Origin of the sequence: Phycobacter sedimenti, assembly GCF_038148855.1 — a bacterium.
Taxonomy (GTDB): Bacteria; Pseudomonadota; Alphaproteobacteria; order Rhodobacterales; family Rhodobacteraceae; genus Phycobacter; species Phycobacter sedimenti.
In genome coordinates this window covers 458,368-482,040 of sequence record NZ_JBBVGR010000001.1, presented here as the reverse complement: position 1 = coordinate 482,040, position 23,673 = coordinate 458,368, and the positions used below count along the sequence as shown (strand labels likewise).

21 protein-coding genes are annotated in these 23,673 nt (G+C 63.2%); 11 read left to right on the top strand and 10 right to left on the bottom strand.

The annotated features are described in order from the left end of the window. Positions 1-608 precede the first annotated feature (608 nt). Genes glnE through AADA15_RS02230 form a run of 4 tightly spaced genes read left to right on the top strand, consistent with a single transcriptional unit; the run spans position 609 to position 5,493 of the window. Positions 609-3,407 (top strand): bifunctional [glutamate--ammonia ligase]-adenylyl-L-tyrosine phosphorylase/[glutamate--ammonia-ligase] adenylyltransferase, encoded by a 2,799-nt coding sequence (gene glnE, locus AADA15_RS02245; RefSeq protein WP_341639915.1) that lies wholly within the window; start codon positions 609-611, stop codon positions 3,405-3,407. Continuing rightward, on the top strand, positions 3,391-3,669 hold the full coding sequence (locus AADA15_RS02240) for a hypothetical protein (protein ID WP_341639914.1): 279 nt from the start codon (positions 3,391-3,393) through the stop codon (positions 3,667-3,669). Before glnE ends, AADA15_RS02240 begins: the two co-directional genes overlap by 17 nt. Before the next feature lie 52 nt (positions 3,670-3,721). After that, positions 3,722-4,945 carry an RSP_2647 family RNA methyltransferase gene (locus tag AADA15_RS02235; protein WP_341639913.1) on the top strand — a complete coding sequence of 408 codons (1,224 nt, stop codon included), beginning with the start codon at positions 3,722-3,724 and terminating at the stop codon, positions 4,943-4,945. Positions 4,946-4,950: 5 nt separating this feature from the next. Further along, positions 4,951-5,493: an RSP_2648 family PIN domain-containing protein gene (locus tag AADA15_RS02230; protein WP_341639912.1), complete on the top strand. Its 543-nt coding sequence runs from the start codon at positions 4,951-4,953 to the stop codon at positions 5,491-5,493. Between the two features lie 3 nt (positions 5,494-5,496). Here AADA15_RS02230 and AADA15_RS02225 read toward each other — a convergent pair whose 3' ends face one another. From AADA15_RS02225 to AADA15_RS02190, 8 genes are all read right to left on the bottom strand, one after another. Next, positions 5,497-6,489: an LLM class flavin-dependent oxidoreductase gene (locus AADA15_RS02225; protein ID WP_341639911.1), complete on the bottom strand. Its 993-nt coding sequence runs from the start codon at positions 6,487-6,489 to the stop codon at positions 5,497-5,499. A 102-nt stretch (positions 6,490-6,591) separates the two neighbouring features. Continuing rightward, positions 6,592-7,278 (bottom strand): M48 family metallopeptidase, encoded by a 687-nt coding sequence (locus AADA15_RS02220; protein ID WP_341639910.1) that lies wholly within the window; start codon positions 7,276-7,278, stop codon positions 6,592-6,594. Positions 7,279-7,309: 31 nt separating this feature from the next. Next, positions 7,310-8,743 carry an HD-GYP domain-containing protein gene (locus AADA15_RS02215; RefSeq protein ID WP_341639909.1) on the bottom strand — a complete coding sequence of 478 codons (1,434 nt, stop codon included), beginning with the start codon at positions 8,741-8,743 and terminating at the stop codon, positions 7,310-7,312. A 289-nt stretch (positions 8,744-9,032) separates the two neighbouring features. Beyond that, positions 9,033-10,475 carry an HD-GYP domain-containing protein gene (locus AADA15_RS02210; RefSeq protein ID WP_341639908.1) on the bottom strand — a complete coding sequence of 481 codons (1,443 nt, stop codon included), beginning with the start codon at positions 10,473-10,475 and terminating at the stop codon, positions 9,033-9,035. Between the two features lie 151 nt (positions 10,476-10,626). Continuing rightward, positions 10,627-11,811, bottom strand: a complete 1,185-nt coding sequence (locus AADA15_RS02205) for a vWA domain-containing protein (RefSeq protein ID WP_341639907.1) — start codon at positions 11,809-11,811, stop codon at positions 10,627-10,629. A gap of 22 nt (positions 11,812-11,833) precedes the next feature. Next, positions 11,834-12,001 carry a hypothetical protein gene (locus AADA15_RS02200; RefSeq protein ID WP_341639906.1) on the bottom strand — a complete coding sequence of 56 codons (168 nt, stop codon included), beginning with the start codon at positions 11,999-12,001 and terminating at the stop codon, positions 11,834-11,836. Between the two features lie 72 nt (positions 12,002-12,073). Then, complete coding sequence (locus AADA15_RS02195; protein ID WP_437343164.1) at positions 12,074-13,405, bottom strand: DUF2927 domain-containing protein; 1,332 nt, start codon at positions 13,403-13,405, stop codon at positions 12,074-12,076. Between the two features lie 231 nt (positions 13,406-13,636). Next, entirely contained in the window at positions 13,637-14,479 is an 843-nt protein-coding gene (locus AADA15_RS02190; protein WP_192966959.1) for an AAA family ATPase, read from the bottom strand. A 198-nt stretch (positions 14,480-14,677) separates the two neighbouring features. Between AADA15_RS02190 and dksA the strand changes: the two genes are divergently transcribed. Together dksA and AADA15_RS02180 are read left to right on the top strand one after the other, a co-directional pair. Next, entirely contained in the window at positions 14,678-15,100 is a 423-nt protein-coding gene (gene dksA / locus AADA15_RS02185; RefSeq protein WP_341639904.1) for an RNA polymerase-binding protein DksA, read from the top strand. 94 nt (positions 15,101-15,194) lie between these two features. Then, a complete protein-coding gene (locus AADA15_RS02180; protein WP_341639903.1) occupies positions 15,195-16,364 on the top strand; it encodes an FAD-dependent monooxygenase in 1,170 nt (389 codons plus the stop codon). A 7-nt stretch (positions 16,365-16,371) separates the two neighbouring features. Here the strand turns inward: AADA15_RS02180 and xth are convergent, their stop codons facing one another. Next, positions 16,372-17,178, bottom strand: a complete 807-nt coding sequence (gene xth / locus AADA15_RS02175) for an exodeoxyribonuclease III (protein ID WP_341639902.1) — start codon at positions 17,176-17,178, stop codon at positions 16,372-16,374. Positions 17,179-17,563: 385 nt separating this feature from the next. On the opposite strand from xth, the gene AADA15_RS02170 reads away from it, so the two are divergent. The 3 genes from AADA15_RS02170 (at position 17,564) to AADA15_RS02160 (ending at position 20,083) form a co-directional block, all read left to right on the top strand. Then, positions 17,564-17,920 (top strand): hypothetical protein, encoded by a 357-nt coding sequence (locus tag AADA15_RS02170; protein ID WP_341639901.1) that lies wholly within the window; start codon positions 17,564-17,566, stop codon positions 17,918-17,920. Positions 17,921-18,044: 124 nt separating this feature from the next. Further along, positions 18,045-19,151, top strand: coding sequence for a DUF6902 family protein (locus AADA15_RS02165; RefSeq protein WP_341639900.1), 1,107 nt, complete (start codon positions 18,045-18,047; stop codon positions 19,149-19,151). After that, complete coding sequence (locus tag AADA15_RS02160; protein WP_341639899.1) at positions 19,148-20,083, top strand: DMT family transporter; 936 nt, start codon at positions 19,148-19,150, stop codon at positions 20,081-20,083. The genes AADA15_RS02165 and AADA15_RS02160 overlap by 4 nt, the downstream gene beginning before the upstream one ends. 54 nt (positions 20,084-20,137) lie before the next feature. On the opposite strand, the gene AADA15_RS02155 is transcribed toward AADA15_RS02160, so the two are convergent. Next, complete coding sequence (locus tag AADA15_RS02155; RefSeq protein ID WP_341639898.1) at positions 20,138-20,461, bottom strand: HesB/IscA family protein; 324 nt, start codon at positions 20,459-20,461, stop codon at positions 20,138-20,140. A gap of 95 nt (positions 20,462-20,556) precedes the next feature. Here AADA15_RS02155 and AADA15_RS02150 point away from each other — a divergent pair, with 95 nt between their 5' ends. Together AADA15_RS02150 and argS are read left to right on the top strand one after the other, a co-directional pair. Further along, positions 20,557-21,711 carry a deoxyguanosinetriphosphate triphosphohydrolase gene (locus tag AADA15_RS02150; protein ID WP_341639897.1) on the top strand — a complete coding sequence of 385 codons (1,155 nt, stop codon included), beginning with the start codon at positions 20,557-20,559 and terminating at the stop codon, positions 21,709-21,711. 140 nt (positions 21,712-21,851) lie between these two features. Next, positions 21,852-23,597, top strand: a complete 1,746-nt coding sequence (gene argS / locus AADA15_RS02145) for an arginine--tRNA ligase (RefSeq protein WP_341639896.1) — start codon at positions 21,852-21,854, stop codon at positions 23,595-23,597. Positions 23,598-23,673 lie beyond the last annotated feature (76 nt).

Sequence of the window (23,673 nt, the reverse complement as noted above, 5' to 3'; positions counted from 1 at the left end):
CGGCTCGTGCGGTTGATGTGAGGCGTGCCATGAGGGCGCCCGTGGCCTGCGTTCTGCAGGCGGGGCAATTCTGCCCGGATATGCCTTTAGCTTCCGCGACAAAACGGGCTGCATTGTGGCATCGGCAGGGGCATTCGCCAAGTTTCCGTTAAAACTCGTTAGGGTTTTAACAAAAGTTTCCCAAATCCCTCCCTTTCTTAGGGCATTGCCAGCGCGCCAGATCACGGATGCAGTTGCAGCGTGCGGATCCGGCGCCCACGGTCTGCATAGCCGTTTTTGCTGGGGGGCAGGTCGTCCCGAGGTGTGGCTATGCTCGTGCGAGCCAGAGAGAAACTGATCACTCGATACCGGGATTGAAGTATCCATAAGCCTGACACCTGAGGATGTTCAACATTGACCGTCTGCCCCGTAACTCTGAAATATCGGAACCGTCTGACAAGGGCGCAGGCAAGACAGCGGAGCATAGCCACGTCAGACGATAGAACGGGGCGCTTCCAGGCTGCTATGCGGGTATTCCGGACCTGTATTGACGCAAGGGAAACGCATAAGGGAACCCGTTGAATAAAAAGCGCATTGACGCTCCGCTTCCTGGGCAACAAAGTCGCGCCATGACCCATGCTCTTGAGACCAGCCGCCTTCCATACGCTTTTGATGCCGCGCTTGGCACCGAGGCCCGCTCGCTTGTGCCCGGGCTGACAGGGGCCGCAGCAGAACTGGTCGCCGGTGCAGGCGGCTCAAGCCCATATTTGATGGGGTTGATCTCGAAAGAGGCAGACTGGCTCCCGGAGGCGCTGGACGCCCCGGCGCAGGCTTTGGACCGGGTGTTTGCCGACTGCCGCGAGATGGCGCCGGAGCAACTCAAATCCGGCTTGCGTCAGGCCAAACGGCGGGTGGCGCTTTTGACGGCCCTGTGCGATCTGGGCGGGGTCTGGCCCCTGGAACAGGTCACCGGGGCGCTGACGGATTTTGGGGCGCTTTGCGCCGATGTGGCGATCAAGGCCGAGATCGCCGCCCTGATCCGGCGCAAAAAGCTGCCGGGACTGACCGAGGATGACGTGGAAACGGCGGGCGGCCTGACCATTCTCGCCATGGGGAAGATGGGCGCGCATGAGCTGAACTATTCCTCCGACATCGACCTGATCTGCCTTTTTGACGAAACCCGCTTTGATCCGGGTGACTTCTTTGAGGCGCGGCAGGGCATGGTGCGCGCCACCCGCAACATGTGCGCGCTTTTGAGCGACAAGACCGGCGATGGCTACGTCTTCCGTACCGACCTGCGCCTGCGTCCCGATCCATCGGTGACGCCGGTGGCCCTCGCGATGGAGGCGGCAGAGCGCTATTACGAAAGCCTTGGGCGCACCTGGGAGCGGGCCGCCTACATCAAGGCGCGGGCCTGCGCAGGCGACATTGCTGCCGGGACACGTTTCCTGACAGCCTTGCGTCCTTTTGTCTGGCGTCGCCACCTTGATTTCGCGGCCATCCAGGATGCCCATGACATGCGCCTGCGGATCCGCGAGAACAAGGGCACGGGCAGCGCGATCACCGTGCCGGGGCATGACATGAAACTGGGGCGGGGCGGCATCCGCGAGATCGAGTTTTTCACCCAGACCCGACAGCTTATTGCGGGGGGGCGTGATGAAAGCCTGCGCCTGCGGGGGACGGTCGAAAGCCTCGCCGCCCTGGCGGCCAAGGGCTGGATCCCGCGCGATGTGGCAGACACGCTGACGGGGCACTACCGCTTTCACCGCGAGGTAGAGCACCGCATCCAGATGGTGCATGACGCTCAGACCCACCGGATGCCGCAATCCGAAGACGGTATCGCCCGCGTCGCCTGCCTGATGGGGCGCGATCCGGCTGATCTGCTCAAGGACATCCGGGACCGCCTGACCGAGGTGCATGCCCTGACCGAGGATTTCTTTGCTCCCGATGCGGTGCCAGCATCCTCGCCTGCCGTGCCCGAGGGGCTGGACAAGGCGGTGATTGCCCGCTGGCGGACCTACCCGGCGCTGCGCTCGGCGCGGGGCGCGCAGATCTTCGAGCGGCTGAAACCTGAGCTTCTGTCGCGCCTGTCCCGCACCGCCAAGCCGGGCGAGGCGCTCCTGGCGCTCGACGGGTTCCTGTCGGGGCTGCCTGCAGGGGTGCAGCTTTTCTCGCTATTTGAGGCCAATCCGCAGCTGATGGATCTTCTGGTCGATATCGTCGGCACATCTGCAGATCTGGCGGCTTTTCTGTCGCGCAATTCCGGTGTCTTTGATGCCGTGATCGGCGGGTCGTTTTTCGATCCCTGGCCTGGCAAAGAAACCCTCATCCGGCAGCTTGCGGATTTGCTGGAGGCGGAAGGCGACTATGAGGCGCAGCTTGATGCCGCCAGGCGCTGGTGCAAGGAATGGCATTTCCGCATTGGCGTGCACCATTTGCGTGGGCTGGTCGATGCCGAAGGCGCAGGCGTTCATTATGCCGAACTGGCCGAGGCGGTGATCGCGGCTCTTGTGCCCTGCGTTGAGGCGCAGTTTGCAACGAAACACGGCAGTCCGCCGGGACGCGGCGCGGCGGTGGTGGCCATGGGATCGCTCGGTGCGGGGCGGATCAACGCGCAGTCCGACCTTGACGTGATCGTGATTTACGACCCGCAAGACGTCGAGACTTCGGATGGCAAACGCCCGCTGGCCACGCGCACCTATTTCGCGCGTCTGACCCAGGCCTTGATCACCGCGCTGACGGCCCCCATGGCGCAGGGGCGGCTTTACGAGGTGGACATGCGATTGCGCCCCTCGGGCAATCAGGGGCCGGTGGCCACCAGCCTTGCCGGTTTTACCGACTATCAGCACAACGAAGCCTGGACCTGGGAGCATCTGGCACTGACCCGTGCCCGCACCATTGCGGGCCCGGATGATCTGTGCGCAGACATCGAAAAGATCCGGGTCGGCGTCCTGTCCCGCCCTCGGGCCCGCGGAGAAACCCTGACCGAAGTTGCCACCATGCGCGCCCGCATAGCGGCGGCAAAGGCGCCTGCCGGGATCTGGGATGCCAAGACCGGACCGGGGCGGATGATGGATATCGAACTGGTGGCCCAGGCCGGGGCGCTGTTGTCGGCCAAGGGCGTGCGCGATGTGGCTGGCGGGCTGCAAGGGGCTGTCGCCTGCGGCTGGCTGAGTGTCGCTGAAAGCCAAATCCTGTCTGATGCCTATCGCCTATACTGGTCGGTGCAGACCGCGGCGCGTCTGTTGTCGGCCAAGGGGCTCGAGGCGGCCACGATCGGAGAGGGGGGCGCGCTGTTTCTCTGCCGCAGCAGCGGGTTCGAAACGCTTGAGGCGCTTGAGGAGGATCTCGCCGCGCGCTATCTGGCATGCAGCGACATTATTGATGCGGCTTTGAAACGGGAAGGGGCCGATGCCGGCACGCAGTGAACAGGATCCGATGGACCCAAAAGGTCTGATCCGCGAGGCCTTTCGCATCGAAGGTATCGACGCCAGCCAGTGCCGCAGCATCTTCCTGGACTGGGCGCTGAGCCTGCCGGCGGGGCAAGACAGCCGGGATGCCATCGGTGCCCTTCTGGAGCGATACGCGGACCAGCCGCAGGATCATCCCATGCGGGCCGTTCTGACCGAAGGGCTGGCCGAGATGACCGGGCCCCGCAGGCGCGGCGGCTGGCGCAGCCGGGATCGCTGAGCGAAGCCACGCATCCTCTTCCCCTCGATCCGCCTTGGGTCTATGAGGGGGCATGACAGATACAGCCTCCACCTCCGCCGCGCCCACGCGCGCCCGTGTCAAACTGATGCCCAAGGCGAACGCCCGCGCGATCCGCCACGGCTTCCCTTGGGTCTATGCCAACGAGTTGGTGACCGACCGGCGCACCCGCAAGCTGGCGCCGGGTACACTGGCGGTGCTGGAGGACGAGGCCGCGCGCCCCATGGGCCTTGTGGCGGTCAACCCCGAAAGCAAGATCATCGCCCGGATGCTGGACCGCGACCCCGAAGCGGTGATCGATCAGGCCTGGTTCGCCGCCCGTCTGCAGCGCGCGCAGGAGATGCGCGCGCAGCTTTATGATGCGCCTTATTACCGTCTGGTCCATGCTGAGGCGGACGGTCTGCCTGGCGTTGTGATCGACCGGTTCGGGGAGGCCTGCGTGGTGCAGCCCAACGCCGCCTGGGCCGAGGCGCATCTGGAGGCGCTGACCGCCGCCCTTGCCGAGGTGACCGGTGCAACTGTGATCCTGAAGAACGCCTCTGGCCGCACCCGGGGCCTTGAGGGGCTGGACGATCAGAATGCAACGCTGTTGGGCGAGACGCCCAGCGACCCTGTGCCGGTGGTGATGAACGCAGCCACCTATATGGCCGACCTCACCGGAGGTCAGAAAACCGGCCTGTTCTTTGATCAGCGCGAAAACCATGCCTTTGCCGCGCGGCTGGTGGCGCCGGGTGCCAAGGTGCTCGATGTGTTTTCCCATGTGGGCGGTTTTGGCCTTGCCATGTTGGCCGCTGGCGCGGCTCATGCCACTTGCGTCGATGGGTCTGCAGCGGCGCTGGATCTGGCGGGGCAGGGCGCTGCCGCCGCGGGTTGGCAGGATCGCTTCACCGCGCGGCAGGGCGATGCCTTTGATGTGCTGACGGCCTTGGGCGCAGAGGGCGCGCGGTTTGACGTGGTGATCTGTGATCCGCCCGCCTTTGCGCCGTCCAAGAACGCGCTGGAGGCGGGCCTGCGCGCCTATGAACGGGTGGCCAAGCTGGCCGCGCCGCTGGTGGCGTCGGGCGGCTATCTCGGCCTTTGTTCCTGCTCACATGCAGCGGATCTGACGCGCTTCCGCAATGCCTCGGCGCGCGGGATCGGCAAGGCGGGGCGGCGCGGACAGCTTATTCACACCGGATACGCAGGCCCCGACCATCCGCAGATGCCGCAGCTCGCGGAAAGCGGCTACCTCAAGGCCGTCTTCTTCCGGCTGGACTGATCTTCGTGAAGCTTCTCCTCGACACATGCGTCCTTTATCCCACCGTGATGCGGGAAATGCTTTTGGGAGCGGCGCGGCTGGGGCTTTATACGCCGCTCTGGTCCGAGCGCATTCTCGAAGAATGGCGCCGCGCGGCGCAGAAACTCGGCCCCGAGGGCGCGGCGCAGGCGCAGGGCGAGGTTGCGCTGTTGCAGGCGAACTGGCCGAGCGCCGTGGTTCCGCCCGCACCGGGCGTGGAGGCGCGGCTCTGGCTGCCGGATGCGGCGGATGTGCATGTGCTGGCCGCCGCGATTGCTGGCCATGCCGATGGCATCGTCACTATGAACACCAAGGATTTCCCGCGCCATACCCTGTCCGAAGAGGGGCTGAAACGCATCGGCCCGGATGAGCTGCTTTATGACCTGTGGCTCAAGGAACAGGCGGGGATGGAAGCCGTGGGCAAGGCTGTTCTTGCCGAGGCCAACCGCCTGTCAGGGGGCGTCTGGGAGATGCGGCCCCTTTTGAAAAAGGCGCGTCTGCCCCGGCTGGCCAAGGCGCTGGCGGGCTGAGCGTCAGATTTCTTTCAGGATACCGGCGGCGATTTCAAACGAATGCATTCGCGCGCCATGGTCGTGGATCTGGCCGGTCAGGATTACCTCGTCGGGCTGATATCTGCCGATGATCTCCGAAAGCTGGTTCCGCACGGTTTCAGGGCCGCCGACGGCGGTGATGCGCAGCGCCTCGTTGACCCCTGCCAGAACATGCGGCTGAAGATGATCGTGGATGTCATCGACCGGGGCGGGCAGCTTGCCCGGGCGGCCCAGACGCAGGCGGGCAAAGGCCTGCTGCATCGTGGTGCGCAGGCGAATGCCTTCCGCGTCGGTATCGGCGGCAAAGACGTTGATCGCCATCATCGCATGGGGCTTGTCCAGAAAGACCGAGGGCTGGAAGGACCGGCGGTAGACCTCCAGCGCCTCCTCCAGCGCCTGCGGCGCGAAATGCGAGGCAAAGGCGTAAGGCAGGCCCAAATGCGCGGCAAGCTGCGCGCCATAAAGGCTGGAGCCGAGGATCCACACGGGCACGTTGGTGCCTTGCCCCGGAAAGGCGCGCACCGGGGCCTGCGGATCTTCGGGCGCCATGAAACCGATGAGGTCGATGACATCCTGCGGGAAACTGTCGCCACTGGCCGCAGCCCCCATGCCACGGCGCAGTGCGCGGGCCGTCTGCATATCGGTGCCCGGCGCACGGCCCAACCCCAGATCGATCCGGTCGCCATAAAGAGAGGCCAGGGTGCCAAAGGCCTCGGCCACCATATAGGGCGCGTGGTTGGGCAGCATGATGCCGCCGGCCCCGATGCGCATAGTGCTGGTCTGGCTGGCGATATGGCCGATCAGCACGGCAGTGGCGGCGCTGGCGATCCCCGGCATGTTGTGATGCTCGGCCAGCCAGTAGCGATGATAGCCAAGGCGTTCGGCGTGGCGGGCCAGTTCAGTGCTGTTTTTCAGCGCCTGCGGGATGTCCGTCCCTTCGGGCACCGGAGCAAGGTCGAGCAGGGAATAACGCATGGAAAGGGGCCTCGTGACGTTTGTCTCTGACCAGATGTGGGCCTTCCAGTCACGGGAAGCAAGTCATGCCGCATGAAATGACCCGCCGTCACCACCGGTCGCTCAGCCCTTGGCCCAGTCCGCCTCAAGGCGTTCGATGGCGGCGATGCGCTGGTCGGTTTTCGGGTGGCTCATCAGCCAGGCCGGGGCCATGCCTGCGCGCGACTGTGTCAGCTCTTCGAGTTTGCGGAAGAGGGTTTTCTGCGGCTCGACCCCGATGCCCGCCTTCATCAGAAGGGCGGCGGCATATTCATCCGCCTCATATTCATCCCCGCGCGACAGGCGGGCGGCCAGCAGGTTGGCAAGCAGCCCCGCGATCCAGGGGCCGACAAAGGGAATGTAGCGGCCCAGGATCATCATCAGCGCCGTGCGCAGGGCGTTCTGGCCGGAAAAATCGATGATCCGCTTCTTCGAGTGCCCCAGCGCCACATGGCCGATCTCATGGGCGATGACCGAGGCCAGCTCGGCATCGGTGACCTCGCCCGCCTCATACTTGCGATAAAAGCCTCGGGTGATGAAGATGCGCCCGTCCGGTGCGGCAAGGCCATTTACCGGGTCCACCTCGTAGATGAAGACGGGAATGTCCGCGACCTCAAGCGCTGCCGCCAGGCGGTCGGTCAGCTTTTTCAGGCGCGGATCGGCAAGGCGGGTGGAGCGGGCGTCCAGCTCGCGGTGGGTCCGCCAGACGGAAATCCGGTAGGAAATCAGGCCATAGATCACGGCCAGAAGGATCGGGGTCAAACGCAGCATGGCCTAGATATGGGGCGGCGCAGGCCTGCGCTCAAGCAGAATGTTTGCTCTGTTCCTCGGGGGCGTCCATTGCGCCATCTGTTGTCAGCTTAGGCGCCGGCCAGCCGCTGAGGCAGATCGCATCCTGCAGGGCGGCATAACAGTCCGTATCTATCGCAGTTCCAGCGAGATCGTCCATGATGGCATAGGCTTTTTCCAGGGGCATGGCTGCGCGATAGGGGCGGTCGGCGGTCAGCGCATCGAAGATATCCGTAACCGCAAGTATCCGCATGTCCAGACTGAGCGCGTCTGCGCCCACGCCATGGGGGTATCCCTTTCCGTCCAGACGTTCATGATGGGCCGAGGCCACGTCTGCCAGTTCCTGAAAGGCGGCGATGCGGCTCAGGACTTCATGGCCCAGGACGGGATGGCGTTTGATCTGGGCGAATTCCTCGTCCGTCAGTTTGCCGGGTTTGTCGAGAATGCTGTTTGAGACGCCCAGCTTGCCGATGTCATGCAACAGGGCCGCGCGTACCATCCAGCGGCGGTGGGCAGGGGCATGTCCCAATTGTTCGCAGATCATGCCCGTATAGCGGGCGACACGTTCCGAATGGCCGTGGGTAAAGGGGCTCTTGGCGTCGATCACCAGCGCAAAGGCATGGCTGATCTCATCCAGATAATCCTCATCCAAGTGTAGGGTATGGCTGGCTGGCGCGCGGGCAAAGACATCTTCTTCGCGGGCAGGATCGGTCAGATCCTCTGCAAAACCGGGGCGGCGGATCACTTCGGTAAAGACCGGCACCAGATCCGGGTCGAACCACTTGCCGGCGCGCGCTTCCAGTTCCAGTGCGGCGGCTTCGGCGCCTAGTTCCAACGTGAACACATCCGTGACCTGCGCCATCAGGGCAATGCGCGACATCAGCGGGATCTCTGCGCCCTTCAGGCCCATGGGCCGACCGGCGCCATCCCAATGTTCGTCAAGGCAGGCGATGGCCGTGGCCACCTCTTCGGAGAACCGCATCTGGCGGGCAATCTCTGCACCCCTGTCGCACCGGGTCTGGATCAGCTCCTGCGCGATGGCGTCATTGTTGGACAAAACATGGCCCAGCGTCTTGATCCGCTGCATCACCGGGGATCGCACGGCAGTATTGCTGGTCAGAAACCGGATCCCCTTGCGGGTGCCGCGCACGGTCTTGAAATCGCGTTTGAAGCTCAGATCGTCCGTCAGATAAAGCTGGCAGATCCGCGCCGCATTGGAACTGCATCCCAGATCCTTCATCAGCAGCGCAAAATAAAGATCTTCCCGATGCTGGTGGGACAGCGCCAGCGCATCTGCCACCTCCAGCCCGATCCAGCAGCAGCGCACACAATGGCCTTTGGGCTGGCCTTCGGTCATGTCAAGCGCATGGCTGAGTGCGCCAAGCAATTCGCCCAGACGCAGGCTGGAGGCCGCCGGGTAGGGGTGGACGGGATCTGGGGTCTTCATCTACGCCGCATAACCTCAATCGCTGCACCGGCAAGGCCAAACCAGAAGACCCGGCAACACGGGCTGCAGTCTAGGAAGAGAGGCATAACGTCAGATTAATGGAAAAGGCCGGTTTGCGGGAGTGGGTCAGTGTTTCAGGAGCGGATCGGCAAGGCGGATCGAACGGGCATTTGGCGCGCGGTGGGTCCGCAAGACGGAAATCCGGGAGGAAATCAGGCCATAGATCACGGCCGACAGGATCGGGGCCAATCGCAGCGTGGAGGAGATGCAGGGCGGCGGGCCTACCCGCTCAGGCGGTTTGTTGACCCGACTCCGAGGACATTGCCGTTTCGCTGTCCCAATCGGTGTCACCTGCGAGGCTGCGCGCGGGCCAGCCGCTTTGGGTGATGGCATCCTGAAGGGCGACATAGCAATCGGGATCAAGACCGCTGCCAGCCATTTTATCCATGATGCCGAATGCCTCCTCCAGTGGGAGGGCCTCGCGGTAGGGCCGGTCGGCGGTCAGCGCGTCGAAGATGTCGGCCACCGCCAGGATCCGCATTTCCAGCGTCAACTGGTCGCCTTGCAGACCATAGGGGTATCCCATTCCATCGGGGCGTTCGTGATGGGCAACAATAACGTCCGCCATCTGGCGGAAGGCGCCCACGCGGCTCAGCACCTCGTGGCCCCAGATGGGGTGTTGACGAATGGTCTCCATCTCGTCGCGGGTCAACCTGCCGGGCTTGTCGAGGATGCTGTTTGAGATTCCCAGCTTGCCGATGTCATGCAAAAGGGCTGCGCGGGCCATCCATCGGATCTGGGCGGGGGACAGGCCAAGCTGGCTGCAGATCATCCGGGTATAGCGGGCAACCCGCTCTGAATGACCGTGCGTAAAAGGGCTTTTGGCATCGATGACCAGCGCAAAGGCATGGCTGATCTCATCCAGATAGTCCTCGTCCACATCTGCGATCTGAAGGGCGTGGGCGCTGGAAAACACCTCGTTTTCAAGCTGGGGAGATTTCAGCTCCGCAGCAAAACCGGGGCGACGGATGATCCGGGTAAAGACGGGGACAAGATCCGGATCGAACCAGATCTCGGCGCGGGCCTCCAGTTCTGCCGCAGCCTCTTCGGCGCCGAAATCCATCACGAAGACATCCGTCACCTGCGCCATCAGGGCAATGCGAGACAACAGCGGGATCTGCTCGCGGCTCATGCCAAGGGGGCGGCCGCCACCATCCCAGTGTTCATCCAGGGCGGCAATCGCCTCGGCAACCTCTTCGGAAAACCGCATTCGGCGCGCGATCTCTGCACCGCGTCCGCAGCGGGTCTGGATCAGCTCGTCGTTGATGCTTTCCTTCTTGGCGATCACATGGCCCAGTCTTTTCAGCCGCGTCAGCGTCGGCGCCCCCTTGGCGGTTGCGCGCAACACGAAGGGCATGCCCTGGCGGTAACCGTTCACCCGCTTGAAGTTCCGTTTGAAGGCCAGATCGTCCATCATGTAAAGCTGGTTGATCCGCGCCGCATTCGAGCTGCAGCCGGTGTCCTTCATCAGAAGCGTGAAATAGAGATCCTTGCGGGTGTCCGCGGGCAGGTTCAGCGCCTCGGCCACCTGCATGCCAATCCAGGCGCAGCGGATGCAATGCCCCTTGGGCTGCCCTTCTGTCATGTCCAGAGCATGGCTAAGGGCGCCAAGGATCTCTCCTAGGCGCAACTCGGGCACAGAGGTGCCGTCAGTTCCAAAGCTGGTGATCATAAACTGAGCAGAACTCGCAAGGGACGCTTAACTGACGAACGACGCTAAAAGGGCAGGCTTAATACCTGTTTAAGTTTTCTTGCTCAGCTGTCCGGAAATGCCGCGGGTTTTAGAAAATTTGAAAGTAGCCGGTCCCTGCGGAATTGGCTCCTTAACGGGTCAGCTCGCGCATGCCCTTTTCCAGCCCGTGCAGGGTCATGGGGACCATACTGTCCTCAAAGATCTCGCGGATCATGCCGATGGAGTGGGTGTGGTCCCAGTATTTCTCGGGGACAGGGTTGATCCAGAGATTGGATTTCCACTGCTCCCGTGCACGCTGCAGCCAGACCTGGCCCGCCTCCTGGTTCCAATGCTCGTTTGCACCGCCGGGATAGGCGATCTCGTAAGGAGACATCGACGCATCGCCCACAAAGATGCACTTGTAGTCGGGGCCGTAGGTGCGCAGGACCTCGTGGGTAGGCGTCTGCGCATCCCAACGGCGACGGTTATCGCGCCAGACCCCTTCGTAAAGGCAGTTGTGGAAATAGTAATACTCAAGGTGCTTGAACTCGGAGCGCGCGGCCGAGAACAGCTCTTCCACCACCTTGATATGCGGATCCATCGAGCCGCCCACGTCAAGGAACAGCAGCACCTTGACCGCATTGTGCCGCTCGGGGCGGGTTTTCACATCCAGATAGCCGTGCTCGGCGGTGGCCCGGATGGTGTTGTCGAGATCCAGCTCCTCGGCGGCACCCTCCCGCACCCAGCGGCGCAGGCGTTTCAGGGCCACCTTGATGTTGCGGGTGCCGAGTTCGACGTCGCCGTCGAGGTTCTTGAACTCGCGCTTGTCCCAGACCTTGACCGCGCGCTGGTGTCGGCTTTCCTTCTGGCCGATACGCACGCCTTCGGGATTGTATCCATAGGCCCCGAAGGGCGAGGTGCCGGCGGTGCCGATCCACTTGTTGCCACCCTGATGGCGCCCTTCCTGTTCTTTCAGGCGCTCTTTCAGGGTCTCCATCAGCTTGTCGAAACCGCCAAGCGCCTCGATCTCGGCGCGCTCTTCCTCGGAAAGGTGCTTTTCGGCCATTTTGCGCAGCCACTCTTCGGGGATGTCCACGGCTTCCAGAACGGCAGAGGCAGGCAGTGCTTCCAGCCCTTCGAAGGTGGCGGCAAAGGCGCGGTCGAACTTGTCGATATTGCGCTCGTCCTTCACCATGGCGGCGCGTGCAAGGTAATAGAAGGCGTCGATGTCATAGGTGGCCAGCCCGCGTTTCATCCCCTCCAGAAAGGTCAGGTACTCCCGCAGGGACACGGGAACGGAGGCCTTCCGCAGGTTCTCGAAAAAGGGCTGGAACATCGGCGGTCTATCCTTGTCGCGGTTACACGGCCATCCGGTGGATGATCAGGGTGGCCAGCATCCCGACAATACCAAAGCCGATGGCATAGACAGCGCCATATTGCAGCATGTCCGCCAGATTGCCGTTACGTTTCCGGGCTGTCAGAGCGCCGATGGTTGCACCCAGCAGCAAAGCAGCGATTACGATCATGTGTTGTCCGCCTGTTTCATTCTGTTTCCGGCACCCGCCGACGTGGTCCCCGTGGGCGCCCGCGCGGCGTGGTCAGTTGATCTCTGGCCTGAGGCTGGCCACCTCCTGCAATTTGGCGCGCACGGCCCACTCCGGGCCAAACCCGTAGCGCGCCCATCCGAGGCTGTCCAGTCTGACCGCAGCAGCGGCGTCGAATTGCCCAGCAAGGTCTAGCGCTTCGGCCTGCATCATCAAGGCTGTGGCCAGAAGAGCCGCGTTTTCATGGCGCGTTGCGATGGCGGGGACAGAGGACAGCAGCTCCAGTGCGGTGTCGGGCTTGCCACGGGCGATGGCATCGGCAGCCATGCGCGGGCGCAGGCGGGCCTGATGCAGATCGGTGCCCGGCTGGCTGCGCAGAACCTCCATGGCGGATGAGAACAGGCGCAGGGCGGCTTGTGGGTTCTCTGACTGGATCAGGCGCCCGAGCACATAATACCCCTGGGCGCTCCGATGGTCGCGCCAGCCGTTCCTGCGCGCGATTTCCACCGCCGTCTGGGCCGCGATGCGTCGCTGCGAAAGGCGCGTGTCGGGGCCAAGAGCGGTCTCGATCGCATCGATCCAGGCGCGGGGCGTCCGCGACAGGGGGCGCGGCGCAACGCGCTGACCCGCAGGATTGAGGCGCGCAAATATCCCCGGCAGGCGGGCGGCGACCTCGGCGCGGCTCATGCCGGTTGCAAGCTCGGGCGCATAGGTCGCGCGCAGGATCAGCATGTCGAACCCGGTCAGCACGGTGTGGACGTTGTCATCGTTAAAGACCGAATCCGGCAGCCGGTAGAGATCGTTCAAGGGACCGATGGCCTGGGCCAGTTCCTCGTGCAGGCAATCGCGTGCTTCCTGCGGGCTTACGTCATTGGGCAGGAAGATCGCCAGCTGGTCGCGGCTGCGCAGTTGGGTCCAGTCGGTGTCCGGGCTGCGGCGCTTTCGCCGGAATTCAGCCAGGGACGACACATTTGGCACCACGAAACAGGCCGCTTTGGGCAAGGTTCTGCGGATCGCCTTGCGCGAGACGGTCTCGATCGTGATCTGGGCCCCGACGTCGTTCGTGAGCGAGATGTCGAGGCCGCCCTCGGTGCGCAACCGCTCCAGGAGGCGGCGCAGATCCTGACGCATCCCGGGGGTCGAGGTTCCGGTCAGGCGCAGGGTGATCGGGCCTTCAAACCGCGTGAAGACGGGCAGGGTGCCGCCGCCTTCGAGGTTGAAATGCAGGTCCAGGAAATCCCGAACCATATCGCTGTTGGCCCGGCGCGGTGGCTCTGGGTTTGACGACCCAAAGGCCTTTGCCGGGGGCAGGGTGCTTTCTGCGATGGCTGCTCGGCTCGGCTGGGAGCTGTCAAAGCCGGTGCTGCAGCCCAGCAGGGCGGCCATGCTGAAGGCGGCAATGACCCGTCGCAAGGTCCGGACCGGGAAACGGGGCGCTGGTGTGGTCAAGAGCGGCGATCTCCGGCAGGGCTCAGGCGGGCAGGGTGGGTACAGGCAGATCGCGGCCCAAGGCAGGCAGCGACCCGGCAAGGATAATGGAATGCAGCAGGATGTAAACGTGAGCGGCGTAACGGGGACGGGGCTGATCTTTCGCGCAGACCTGGCCCCCTGGCGATATCAGCCGCGCCGCCCGCGCGCCATGAAGGCCAGCCGCTCGAACAGATGCACGTCCTGTTCGTTCTTGAGAAGAGCGCCGTGCAGCTTGGGCAGGGCGTCGGCACCGTTGCGGGCCAGATCCTCGGCTGTCAGGTCTTCGGCGAGAAGAAGTTTCAGCCAGTCGATCACTTCCGAGGTCGAAGGCTTCTTTTTCAGCCCGGCCGTGTCTCGGATCTCGTAGAACTGGGTCAGCGCCGTGGTCAGCAGGCTTTCCTTGATGCCGGGGTGGTGCACCTCGACGATCTTCTTCATGGTCTCGGCATCGGGGAAACGGATGTAGTGGAAGAAACAGCGGCGCAGAAAGGCGTCCGGCAGTTCCTTTTCGTTGTTGGAGGTGATGATCATGATCGGGCGCTGCTTGGCGCGGATCGTCTCGCCGGTCTCGTAGACGTGGAACTCCATCTTGTCGAGCTCCTGCAGCAAATCGTTCGGAAACTCGATGTCGGCCTTGTCGATCTCGTCGATCAGAAGGACGACCTTTTCATCGGCCTCGAAGGCTTCCCAAAGCTTGCCCTTCTTGATGTAGTTCTTGACGTCATGCACGCGCTCATCGCCCAACTGGCTGTCACGCAGGCGGCTGACCGCGTCGTATTCATAAAGACCCTGCTGGGCGCGGGTGGTGGATTTGACGTTCCATTCGATCATGCGCAGGCCCAGGGCATCGGCCACCTGTTTGGCCAGCTCCGTCTTGCCGGTGCCCGGCTCACCCTTGACCAGAAGCGGGCGCTCCAGTGTCACGGCGGCATTGACTGCGACCTTCAGATCATCTGTTGCAACATAGTCCTTGGTGCCCTGAAACTGCATGTCTGTCCTGCATCCCTTGTTGATCCGTCTGCGCCTGAACCTTTGGTCCGGCATGATTAGAGCGCTTTTAACCCGCCGCGTTTACTATTGTGTAGTGACAATCTGTGCAGCAGGCGATAAACGCTGCGGCATGGGGAGCCGCAGTGCTTGGAACAAAGTAAAGAGACCAGCATTATGGGCCAGACCGAAGGAGCCGAAATGAAGCAAGAAATGTTTCTGCCGGAAGACTATCGTCCGGCCGAAGACGAGCCTTTCATGAACGAAAGGCAGGCCGAGTATTTCCGTCGCAAGCTGCTGAACTGGAAGCAGGAACTCCTGGCAGAGAGCCGCGATACAATCGAAGGATTGCAGGACAATACCCGAAACATTCCCGACGTTGCCGACCGCGCAAGCGAAGAAACGGACCGCGCGCTGGAGCTGCGCACCCGTGACCGCCAGCGCAAGCTGGTTGCCAAGATCGACGCCGCCATCCGCCGCATTGACGAGGGTGAATATGGGTATTGCGAAGTCACCGGAGAGCCGATCTCCCTGAAACGCCTCGATGCCCGCCCGATCGCAACCATGAGCCTTGAGGCCCAGGAACGCCACGAACGCCGCGAAAAGGTCCATCGCGACGACTAATCGCGCGCAGGATCCAGAAAGTCTGACGTCGGGGCCTGTGGCTCCGGCGTTTTTCGTTTAAGGGAAGGGCCAAGCGGAGAATCTGCAGGCCGGCATGGAACTCAAAGACAAATCAATCACCATCATTGGCGCCGGAATCGGCGGGCTGACGGCGGCAATCGCGCTGCGCAGGTTGGGCGCGCGCGTGACGGTGCTGGAACAGGCCGAGGCGATCTCCGAGGTGGGCGCGGGTCTGCAGGTCACTCCAAACGGGCTGGCGGTGCTGAAGGCGCTGGATCTGGCCGAGGAGCTTGCGTGGTGTTCCCAGCGCGCGCGTGCCGTGGTTCTGCGCAGTCATGCCCGCAGCGACGAGGTGCTGCGCCTCGATCTGGAGCAATATGCGCCTGATCTGCGCTATTACTTCGTGCACCGTTCTGACCTCATCGGCATCCTCGCCGATGCGGCCCGGCGCGCAGGCGTGAAGGTACGCCTTCTGCAAAAGGTGGAGCGCGTCGAGACCGGCGCGCAGCCCACGGTGCACCTGGCCAATGGCGCGCGCTGCGGTGGCGATCTGGTGGTGGGCGCGGATGGCCTGCATTCCCGCCTGCGCGCGGCGCTCAATGGTCCCGCAGCCCCGTTCTTCACGGGACAGGTGGCCTGGCGGGCCATTGTGCCCAATGCGGTCGGCTTGGGGCCGGAGGCGCAGGTCTTCATGGGGCCGGGGCGGCATCTGGTGGCCTACCCGATGCGCGATGGCTCCATCGTCAACCTGGTGGCCGCGCAGGAGCGCAAGGCTTGGGCCGAGGAAGGCTGGACCCACAGGGATGACCCGGAGAACCTGCGCCGTGCCTTCGGGGGCTTTGGGGGGATCGCAGGGGAACTGTTGCGCGGGGTCGATGAGGTGGCGCTCTGGGGGTTGTTCCGCCATGAGGTGGCGCGGAACTGGCATGGGGAGGCGCTGGCTCTGCTTGGCGATGCGGCGCACCCGACCTTGCCCTTCATGGCGCAGGGCGCGAATCTTGCACTTGAAGATGCCTGGACACTGTCTGCTTCATTGGCAGAGGCACCGGATATGGCGGCGGGTCTGGCCCTTTATCAGTCCCGGCGACGGGAGCGCGCTCAAAATGTTGTATCGGCCGCCAACGGCAATGCCTGGAAATATCACCTGCGTCCGCCCTTCAACTGGCCCGCGCATCAGATCCTGAAGCTGGGCGGGCGGCTGGCTCCCGGGCGCATGGTGGGGCAGTTCGACTGGATCTACCGCCACGATGTGACTGCCCTCTGAGGAGCGCTCAGAGGTCGAGCTCGACCCAGACCGGTACATGGTCTGACGGCTTTTCCCGCCCGCGCACGTCGCGATCGATCTGGCAGTCGAGCAGAAGATCCGCTGCCTGGGGCGTCAGCAGGAAATGATCGATGCGGATGCCGTCGTCGCGGTTCCAGGCGCCTGCCTGATAGTCCCAGAAGGAATAATGCCCCGGCCCCTGATGACGGGCCCGAAAGGCCTCGGTAAAGCCGAGGTTCACGATCCGCTGAAAGGCGGCGCGGCTTTCGGGGCGGTGCAGGGCGTCCTCGACCCAGGCCTCGGGGCGTTTGGCGTCTTCGGGCTGGGGGATGATGTTGTAGTCCCCGGCCATCAAGGCAGGCATTTCCTCGGCCAGGAGGTCCTTGGCGCGAGTGCGCAGCCGCTCCATCCAGGCCAGCTTGTAGGCGTATTTTCCGCCCGGCACCGGTGTGCCGCTCTCGTCCAGCTCCACCGGGTTGCCATTGGGGAGGTACAACCCGCAGATGCGGATCGCCTGCTTGCCCACCACGGTTGCCTCGATCCAGCGGGCCTGTTCGTCACTGTCATAACCGGGCAGGCCGCGCCGAACATCCTCAAGCGGCAGCTTGGACAGGATCGCCACGCCGTTGAAGCTTTTCTGCCCGTGGGTTTCGACGTTGTAGCCGCGCTCTTCGAAGATCTCGCGCGGAAATGCCTCATCCACCGACTTGATCTCCTGCAGCACGGCGACGTCCGGTTGTGCCTCGTCCAGCCAGTCGGGCAGTGCCTTGGCGCGCGCCTTGATGCCGTTGATGTTGAACGTGGCGATTTTCATGTCCGGTCTCCAGGTGTCGCTGGCCTTCTGGCGCGGTGTTTCGGCGTAGCTGTTCTATCCCTCAAAGCGGCTCTCAGGACAAGAGCGCGTACCGTTCGGGCAAAACGATTCGGGCCTTGTCCGCCTGAGCTCGGGGATCGTTTTGCGACTTTGTGTATATCTACCTTGAGTTGATGGATGGGGCCGTGCAATACTGCCCGTGTGGATAACAGTGGGAATAAGGTGTGAATGGTATTAAATCACTGAAATATAACAAAAATATGCGGAATTAAGTTCATGTTGGGAGTGCTGAAAAAGCAACCTGAAATTGCATTTTTGTGTTTTGGAGTCCGTTTTTTCCGTGCCAGCGTCATGGGGCAATCAAGCAAAAACGTTGGAGGGTTCCATGACTGCACTGCTCAAGAAAAACCACATCGCTTCCACCGCTCAGGCCGCAGGGGGCGCGGCAGACTGCCTGTTCGGGGGCGAAGCTGTCGAAATGTTCTCTTCGGGGTCGGCGCCCGCGACCGATCTGCTGTCCGGTGGCGGTGCCGAGATGTTCAGCTCGGGATCCGCTCCCCGCGATGCCGATACCGCATCCGGCGAAGCGGTTTCGCTGTTCTCGTCCGGTTCGGCGCCGATGGCATCCGGCTGTCAGTCCGGCGGTGTTCTGACCGGTTTGTTCTCCTCCGGCTCTGGGCCGCGCGCCGAAGCGCGCCGCGAGCGGGGCGAGGCGACAGGCCTGTTCTCTTCGGGCAGCTAAGCCAGGGCTGCTTTGCGAACAGGGGTGGTTTCGGGTTCCCCCGAGGCCGCCCCCAAACGGTCGCTCAGCGCGCGGCGGCGCGTTCTCACGCGGGTTTCGGATCGAGGTCAAGGAGGTTTTCAAGATGACCGGTGCAACAACGGCTCAGCTCTTGTCCTTTCCCAGTCAGCGGATGCGTGCGGCGGCCCTGGGGCGGGCCGCGGGGCCTGCCGACCTCTGCGCAAGTTTTGCCACCGGGCGACAGGATCCCGAGAGCGTGTTCTGGCTCAAGGAAAACGCCGAGTTGCTGAACATCCTTGAATGCACGGGGGCAGCGGCACCGGCAGGCGCATTTGCGCCTTACGCCGAATACTACGACACGGTTGAGCGACGGATGAGCTTCTTTCGCCCCTACTACCGATTCATCCTTTCGATCTGTCTGGACCTTGAGGATCTGGGGTTTGCGGCGCCCAGCAAGGGGGAAGCGCTGGCCCATTGGGTGAAGGCGCAGGATCTGCCGGGGGCTGAGCTGTCCGATCTGCAGCGCGCCGAGGCGCGGCGGCTTCTGGCCCGTCGTGGTGTAGAGGTCGACCTGCCGGGGCTGGACGCGCGTTTGCGCGCCTTCACGGAGGCGTCGCATCACTTTGCCCTGCCAAACAAGAAGATTGGCTATGAGTTGACCCATATCGTATTCTACCTGTCGGAATACGGTCGGCGGGATCCGGGCCTGTCCCGGGCGGCTTTCAGGAGTCTGGAGTATCTGGGTCTGGTGTCCTTTCTGGATCAGGACGCAGATCTTCTGGCAGAGGTGGCTGTCGCGCTGTCATATGCGGGCGCCGATGTGCCGCGAATCTGGCAGGACTGGCTTGACCGGCAGCTTGCGGGCTTTGAGGTGACAGAGGGCGGCTTTGCGGGGCAGCCGGACGACTACCATACCTATTTCGTCTGCAACTGGTGGGAGGGCGTATCGGGCGCGGGCAGCTTTTCGCGGGGGCTGCCGCGCGGAGCGACACTGCTGAGACAGCCCGGCGGAGAGGGTGTGCTGCGCAGCCTGTCACGCGCCTTGTTTCAGGCAGACCCAAGGCAGTTTGCCGACTGGGAACGGTCAAAGCATCATCTGGCAGATTGTCTGCACCCCTCGCAGGTCGCGATTCTGGAGCAGGCCGAGGCCAGCTCGGCTGTCTTTGGCGAGTTCTACGCGCTCTTTGTGCGCAGCGATCCGGCCGGGGCTGCCGGAGCCATGCGCGCATGAAGTCGTCGTCACAGGCCCTGAGCGGTGCGCTCCTCGTCATCCTCTATACCGGGTTCATCGCCTCGGCGGACGGGATTACCAAGCTGTTGGCCGGAGAGTATGCGCCCGCCCAGCTTTATGTCCTGTCCGGGGCGCTGGTGGCCGGCCTCTGCGCCCTTAGCTGCGTCCTGGGGGAGCGCGGTTCGGGGCGGATGCGCGCCGCGCTTGTCCAGGGTCTGCGCACCAGCTGCATCTGGGCCATGGGCTTGCGGTCCGCTGCGACGGTCCTGGCAGCGGTCTGTTTCTTCTATGCCTTCCGTCTGCTGCCCTTTGCCGAGGTCTTTGTGTTCATCGGCTTGATGCCGCTCCTCGCCGGCCTGATGTCTGGGCCGATCCTGGGGGAGAGGGTGCGCAGGGTCGCCTGGGTTGCGCTGGCGGTTGGCTTTGCCGGAGTGATCTGTGTCTTCCCTGGCGGGATTGCGGCGCTCTCTGGCGGGCATGGCGTGGCGCTGGCGGCCTCGGTTCTGGGCACATTCTCGATCACCCTGTCGCGGTACATCGGGCGCTATGAAAGCAACGTGCTGGCGCAGGTGTTTTATCCCAACCTCGCGCTGTGCATGATCATGCTGCCGGTGCTGCCCTTTGTCTGGCAACCCATGCCCTTGGCCGATGTGCTGTGGGCGATCAGCTATGCCGTGGCCCTGTTCGGCGCGCGCTGGCTGCTGGTGGCGGCCCTGCGCCTGCTGCCGTCCTATGCCGTGACGCCGCTGATGAACCTTCAGTTCGTCTGGATGGTTGCCATCGGCGCCCTGGTCTTTGGAGAGGCCGTGCGCCCCGAGGCCTGGATCGGCGCGGCGGCAATCATGGCTTCGGGGCTGTTCTTGGTCCGCGACCAGTTTGGCTTTGGCCGCACCATGCTTGGCCGGGGGGGCATTCTGCAATCGGATCCCTGACCGTCTGCTGATGTCGGGCGACATCCCGCCCGACCGGCAGCGCCAGAGCGGGCCTTACATGGAAAAGGATGTGCCGCAGCCGCAGCTGGAGGTCGCATTGGGGTTGTCGATGGTGAAACGCGCGCCGATCAGCTCTTCGGTGAAATCGATCACGGCGTTTTCCAGGAACGGCAATGAGACCGCGTCGACCACGACCTTCTCGCCGCTACCTTCCAGCACGAGGTCGTCGTCCTTTGGGGTGTCGAGGGCGATCTCATACTGAAAACCCGAACAGCCGCCGCCTTCGACGGCCACACGCAGGGCCTGACCCTGACCTGCGGCACCGATCTCGGCGAGGCGCGCAAAGGCGCGTTCGGTTACTTTTGGGGGCAATTGCATCTAAATCTCTCCCAAATGCAGGTTGCAGCATGCTACGATCTATATAGAAACGACGGGGGCGGGCGGCAAGATTTGCACAAGGATAAAGATCAGGAATGAACGCACCTTTTGCCACGATGCCGGAAAAAAGCCGCGGTCGTCTGGTTGCCGAGGAAGAAAGCTACTTCCGATCTCCCTTTCAGCGCGACAGGGATCGCATCATTCACGCCAGCGCCTTTCGCAGGCTCAAGCACAAGACACAGGTCTTCGTGGAGCATGAGGGCGACAACTACCGCACCCGGCTGACCCATTCGATCGAGGTGGCGCAGGTTGCCAGGACCATCGCCGGCGCCCTGGGTCTCAATCAGGAGCTGACCGAGGCGGTGGCGCTGGCCCATGATCTTGGCCACACGCCCTTTGGCCACACCGGCGAGGATGCGCTGCATATGCTGATGGGGCCTTATGGCGGCTTCGACCATAACGCGCAGGCGATCCGCATCGTCACCAGCCTTGAACGTCACTACGCCAATTTCGACGGTCTGAACCTGACCTGGGAGACGCTGGAGGCAATTGCCAAACACAACGGACCGGTCAAGGGCCAGCTGCCCTGGGCCCTGGCGGAATTCAACGCCCAGATGGACCTCGAGCTGCACACCCACGCCAGCGCCGAGGCGCAGGTGGCGGCTTTGGCGGATGATATCGCCTACAACAACCACGATCTGCACGACGGTTTGCGCGCGGGCCTGTTCTCTGACGCCGAGGTGGCGCGGCTCCCCATCGTCAGTTCCGCCTATCGCGATGTGGATCTGCGCTATCCGGGCCTCGAGAAGAACCGCCGTCGCCACGAGGCTTTGCGCCGCGTCTTTGGCGTGATGGTCGAGGATGTGATCGAGACCTCGCGTGAGCGGCTGGAGGAGGCGGGCGTTCGGTCGGTCGAGGATGTGCGCGCGCTGGATGCGCCCGTGATTGCCTTTTCCGATGGGCTGTGGCTGGATCTGCAGGATATCCGGTCTTTCCTGTTTCAGCGCATGTACCGGGCACCAAAGGTGATGGAAAAACGTGCCGAGGTGTCCCGCGTGGTCGAGGCGCTGTTTCCGTTCTTTCTGGAAAACCCGATGGAAATGCCGGAGCGCTGGCACGCGGAAATCCGTCTGGCCGCAAACCGGACAGCCCTTGCCCGGCTGGTGTCGGATTATATCGCGGGGATGACGGATCGCTTTGCGCTGCAACTGCACGAGCAGCTGATCCTTGGTAAACCTTCCTCCTCCTGAGCGCGGTGCACGGGCGGGGCGGGCCGCAGGGGCTTGTATGGGCCTCAAAACCCTGCGCTCAGGACCGCTGCGCTGCGCGATCTGGTTGACCGGGCGCGCGGGCGTGGGTATCCGCTAAGCAAACCAATAGGACGCCCGATATGAACCTCTTTTCCGATATCCGCTCGCTCGTGATCGACAGCCTTGATGCGCTCACCGCCGAAGGCATCCTGCCCGAGGGGCTTTCCTTTGAGAATGTCGCGGTGGAACCGCCCCGCGATCCGCTCCATGGGGATATGGCCACCAATGCCGCCATGGTGCTGGCCAAACCGGCCAAGGCACAACCCCGCGACATCGCCGAGGCGCTGGCTGCTCATCTGGCAAAAGACGCGCGCATCACCTCAGCCGAGGTCGCAGGTCCCGGCTTCCTGAACCTGCGTCTGGCAGAAGGGGTCTGGCAGGGCGTGCTGGCCTCGGTGCTGGAAAGCGGCCTGTCGTATGGTCGCTCGGACATGGGCGCGGGCAAGCGGGTCAACGTGGAATATGTCTCGGCCAACCCGACCGGCCCCCTTCACGTCGGTCACACCCGCGGCGCGGTCTTCGGCGATGCGCTGGCCTCCCTTCTGGCCTATGCGGGCTATGACGTCACCCGCGAGTATTATATCAACGATGGCGGCGGGCAGGTCGATGTGCTGGCCCGCTCGGTCTACCTGCGCTACCTTGAGGCACACGGGCAGGAGGTCGCCTTTGAGGACGGCACCTATCCCGGCGACTATCTGATCGAGGTGGGCGAGGCGCTGAAGGCCAAGGTGGGCGATGCCTATGTCGGCAAGGGTGAAGAGGTCTGGCTTGAGGAGGTGCGCGATTTCGCCACCGATGCGATGATGGATCTCATCCGCGAGGATCTGAAACTTCTTGGCATCGAAATGGACGTCTTCTTTTCGGAGAAATCCCTTTATGGCACGGGCCGTATCGAGGCGGCTCTGGAAAGCCTTGATGCCAAGGGTCTGATCTATCAGGGCGTGCTGGAGCCGCCCAAGGGCAAGAAGCCCGATGATTGGGAGCCGCGCGAGCAGACGCTGTTCAAATCCACCGAACACGGTGATGACGTGGATCGCCCGGTGAAGAAATCCGACGGCTCCTGGACCTATTTCGCGCCCGACATCGCCTACCACTTTGACAAGGTGAGCCGCGGCTTTGACATGCTGATCGACATCTTCGGCGCCGACCACGGCGGCTATGTCAAACGCATGAAGGCGGCGGTTTCGGCGCTGTCCGACGGCAAGGTGCCGCTGGACATCAAGCTGTGCCAGCTGGTGAAGCTGTTCAAGGACGGTCAGGAATTCAAGATGTCCAAGCGGGCAGGGACATTCGTGACCCTGCGCGATGTGGTCGAGGCCGTTGGCCCGGATGTGACCCGCTTCATGCTGCTCACACGCAAGAACGATCAGGGCTTCGATTTCGATCTCGACAAGGCGCTGGAGCAGTCCAAGGACAACCCCGTCTTTTACGTGCAATACGCCAATGCCCGCATCTGTTCGACCCTGCGCAAGGCGCAGGAGGCTGGCATTGCAACCGATGACGCTACATTGAAGGGCGCGGATCTGTCATTGCTGGCCGATCCGGCGCAACAGACGGTGGCGCGCAAGCTGGCCGAATGGCCCCGTCTGGTCGAGATCGCCGCCCGCAGCAACGAGCCGCACCGCATCGCCTTTTATCTCTACGATCTGGCCTCGGATCTGCACGGGCTCTACCACCTTGGGAAAAGTGACAAAGGTTTACGATTTGTTAATGAGAGCAGCCAAACGGCAACACATGCCAATTTGGCGCTTGCGCGGGCCGTTTCCATTGTCATTTCCGCAGGTCTTGGTATTCTAGGCGTGACCCCGGCGGAAGAGATGCGATAAAAAACACGCACAGGCCGCCGGAACGAGGCAGTTCAAGAGACCCTGACACGCAGCGCCCCTGATGCGCTGCGTCAAA

Excerpts from the sequence above, each read along its gene's own strand:
- AADA15_RS02180 (WP_341639903.1), top strand. The coding sequence starts at position 15,195 with ATGGAACTCAAAGACAAATCAATCACCATCATTGGCGCCGGAATCGGC.
- AADA15_RS02150 (WP_341639897.1), top strand. The coding sequence starts at position 20,557 with ATGAACGCACCTTTTGCCACGATGCCGGAAAAAAGCCGCGGTCGTCTG.
- AADA15_RS02235 (WP_341639913.1), top strand. The coding sequence starts at position 3,722 with ATGACAGATACAGCCTCCACCTCCGCCGCGCCCACGCGCGCCCGTGTC.
- AADA15_RS02165 (WP_341639900.1), top strand. The coding sequence starts at position 18,045 with ATGACCGGTGCAACAACGGCTCAGCTCTTGTCCTTTCCCAGTCAGCGG.
- AADA15_RS02220 (WP_341639910.1), bottom strand. The coding sequence starts at position 7,278 with ATGCTGCGTTTGACCCCGATCCTTCTGGCCGTGATCTATGGCCTGATT.
- AADA15_RS02190 (WP_192966959.1), bottom strand. The coding sequence starts at position 14,479 with ATGCAGTTTCAGGGCACCAAGGACTATGTTGCAACAGATGATCTGAAG.
- AADA15_RS02195 (WP_437343164.1), bottom strand. The coding sequence starts at position 13,405 with ATGGCCGCCCTGCTGGGCTGCAGCACCGGCTTTGACAGCTCCCAGCCG.
- glnE (WP_341639915.1), top strand. The coding sequence starts at position 609 with ATGACCCATGCTCTTGAGACCAGCCGCCTTCCATACGCTTTTGATGCC.
- AADA15_RS02170 (WP_341639901.1), top strand. The coding sequence starts at position 17,564 with ATGACTGCACTGCTCAAGAAAAACCACATCGCTTCCACCGCTCAGGCC.
- argS (WP_341639896.1), top strand. The coding sequence starts at position 21,852 with ATGAACCTCTTTTCCGATATCCGCTCGCTCGTGATCGACAGCCTTGAT.
- AADA15_RS02160 (WP_341639899.1), top strand. The coding sequence starts at position 19,148 with ATGAAGTCGTCGTCACAGGCCCTGAGCGGTGCGCTCCTCGTCATCCTC.
- AADA15_RS02155 (WP_341639898.1), bottom strand. The coding sequence starts at position 20,461 with ATGCAATTGCCCCCAAAAGTAACCGAACGCGCCTTTGCGCGCCTCGCC.
- AADA15_RS02240 (WP_341639914.1), top strand. The coding sequence starts at position 3,391 with ATGCCGGCACGCAGTGAACAGGATCCGATGGACCCAAAAGGTCTGATC.
- dksA (WP_341639904.1), top strand. The coding sequence starts at position 14,678 with ATGAAGCAAGAAATGTTTCTGCCGGAAGACTATCGTCCGGCCGAAGAC.
- AADA15_RS02210 (WP_341639908.1), bottom strand. The coding sequence starts at position 10,475 with ATGATCACCAGCTTTGGAACTGACGGCACCTCTGTGCCCGAGTTGCGC.
- xth (WP_341639902.1), bottom strand. The coding sequence starts at position 17,178 with ATGAAAATCGCCACGTTCAACATCAACGGCATCAAGGCGCGCGCCAAG.
- AADA15_RS02225 (WP_341639911.1), bottom strand. The coding sequence starts at position 6,489 with ATGCGTTATTCCCTGCTCGACCTTGCTCCGGTGCCCGAAGGGACGGAC.
- AADA15_RS02200 (WP_341639906.1), bottom strand. The coding sequence starts at position 12,001 with ATGATCGTAATCGCTGCTTTGCTGCTGGGTGCAACCATCGGCGCTCTG.
- AADA15_RS02205 (WP_341639907.1), bottom strand. The coding sequence starts at position 11,811 with ATGTTCCAGCCCTTTTTCGAGAACCTGCGGAAGGCCTCCGTTCCCGTG.
- AADA15_RS02215 (WP_341639909.1), bottom strand. The coding sequence starts at position 8,743 with ATGAAGACCCCAGATCCCGTCCACCCCTACCCGGCGGCCTCCAGCCTG.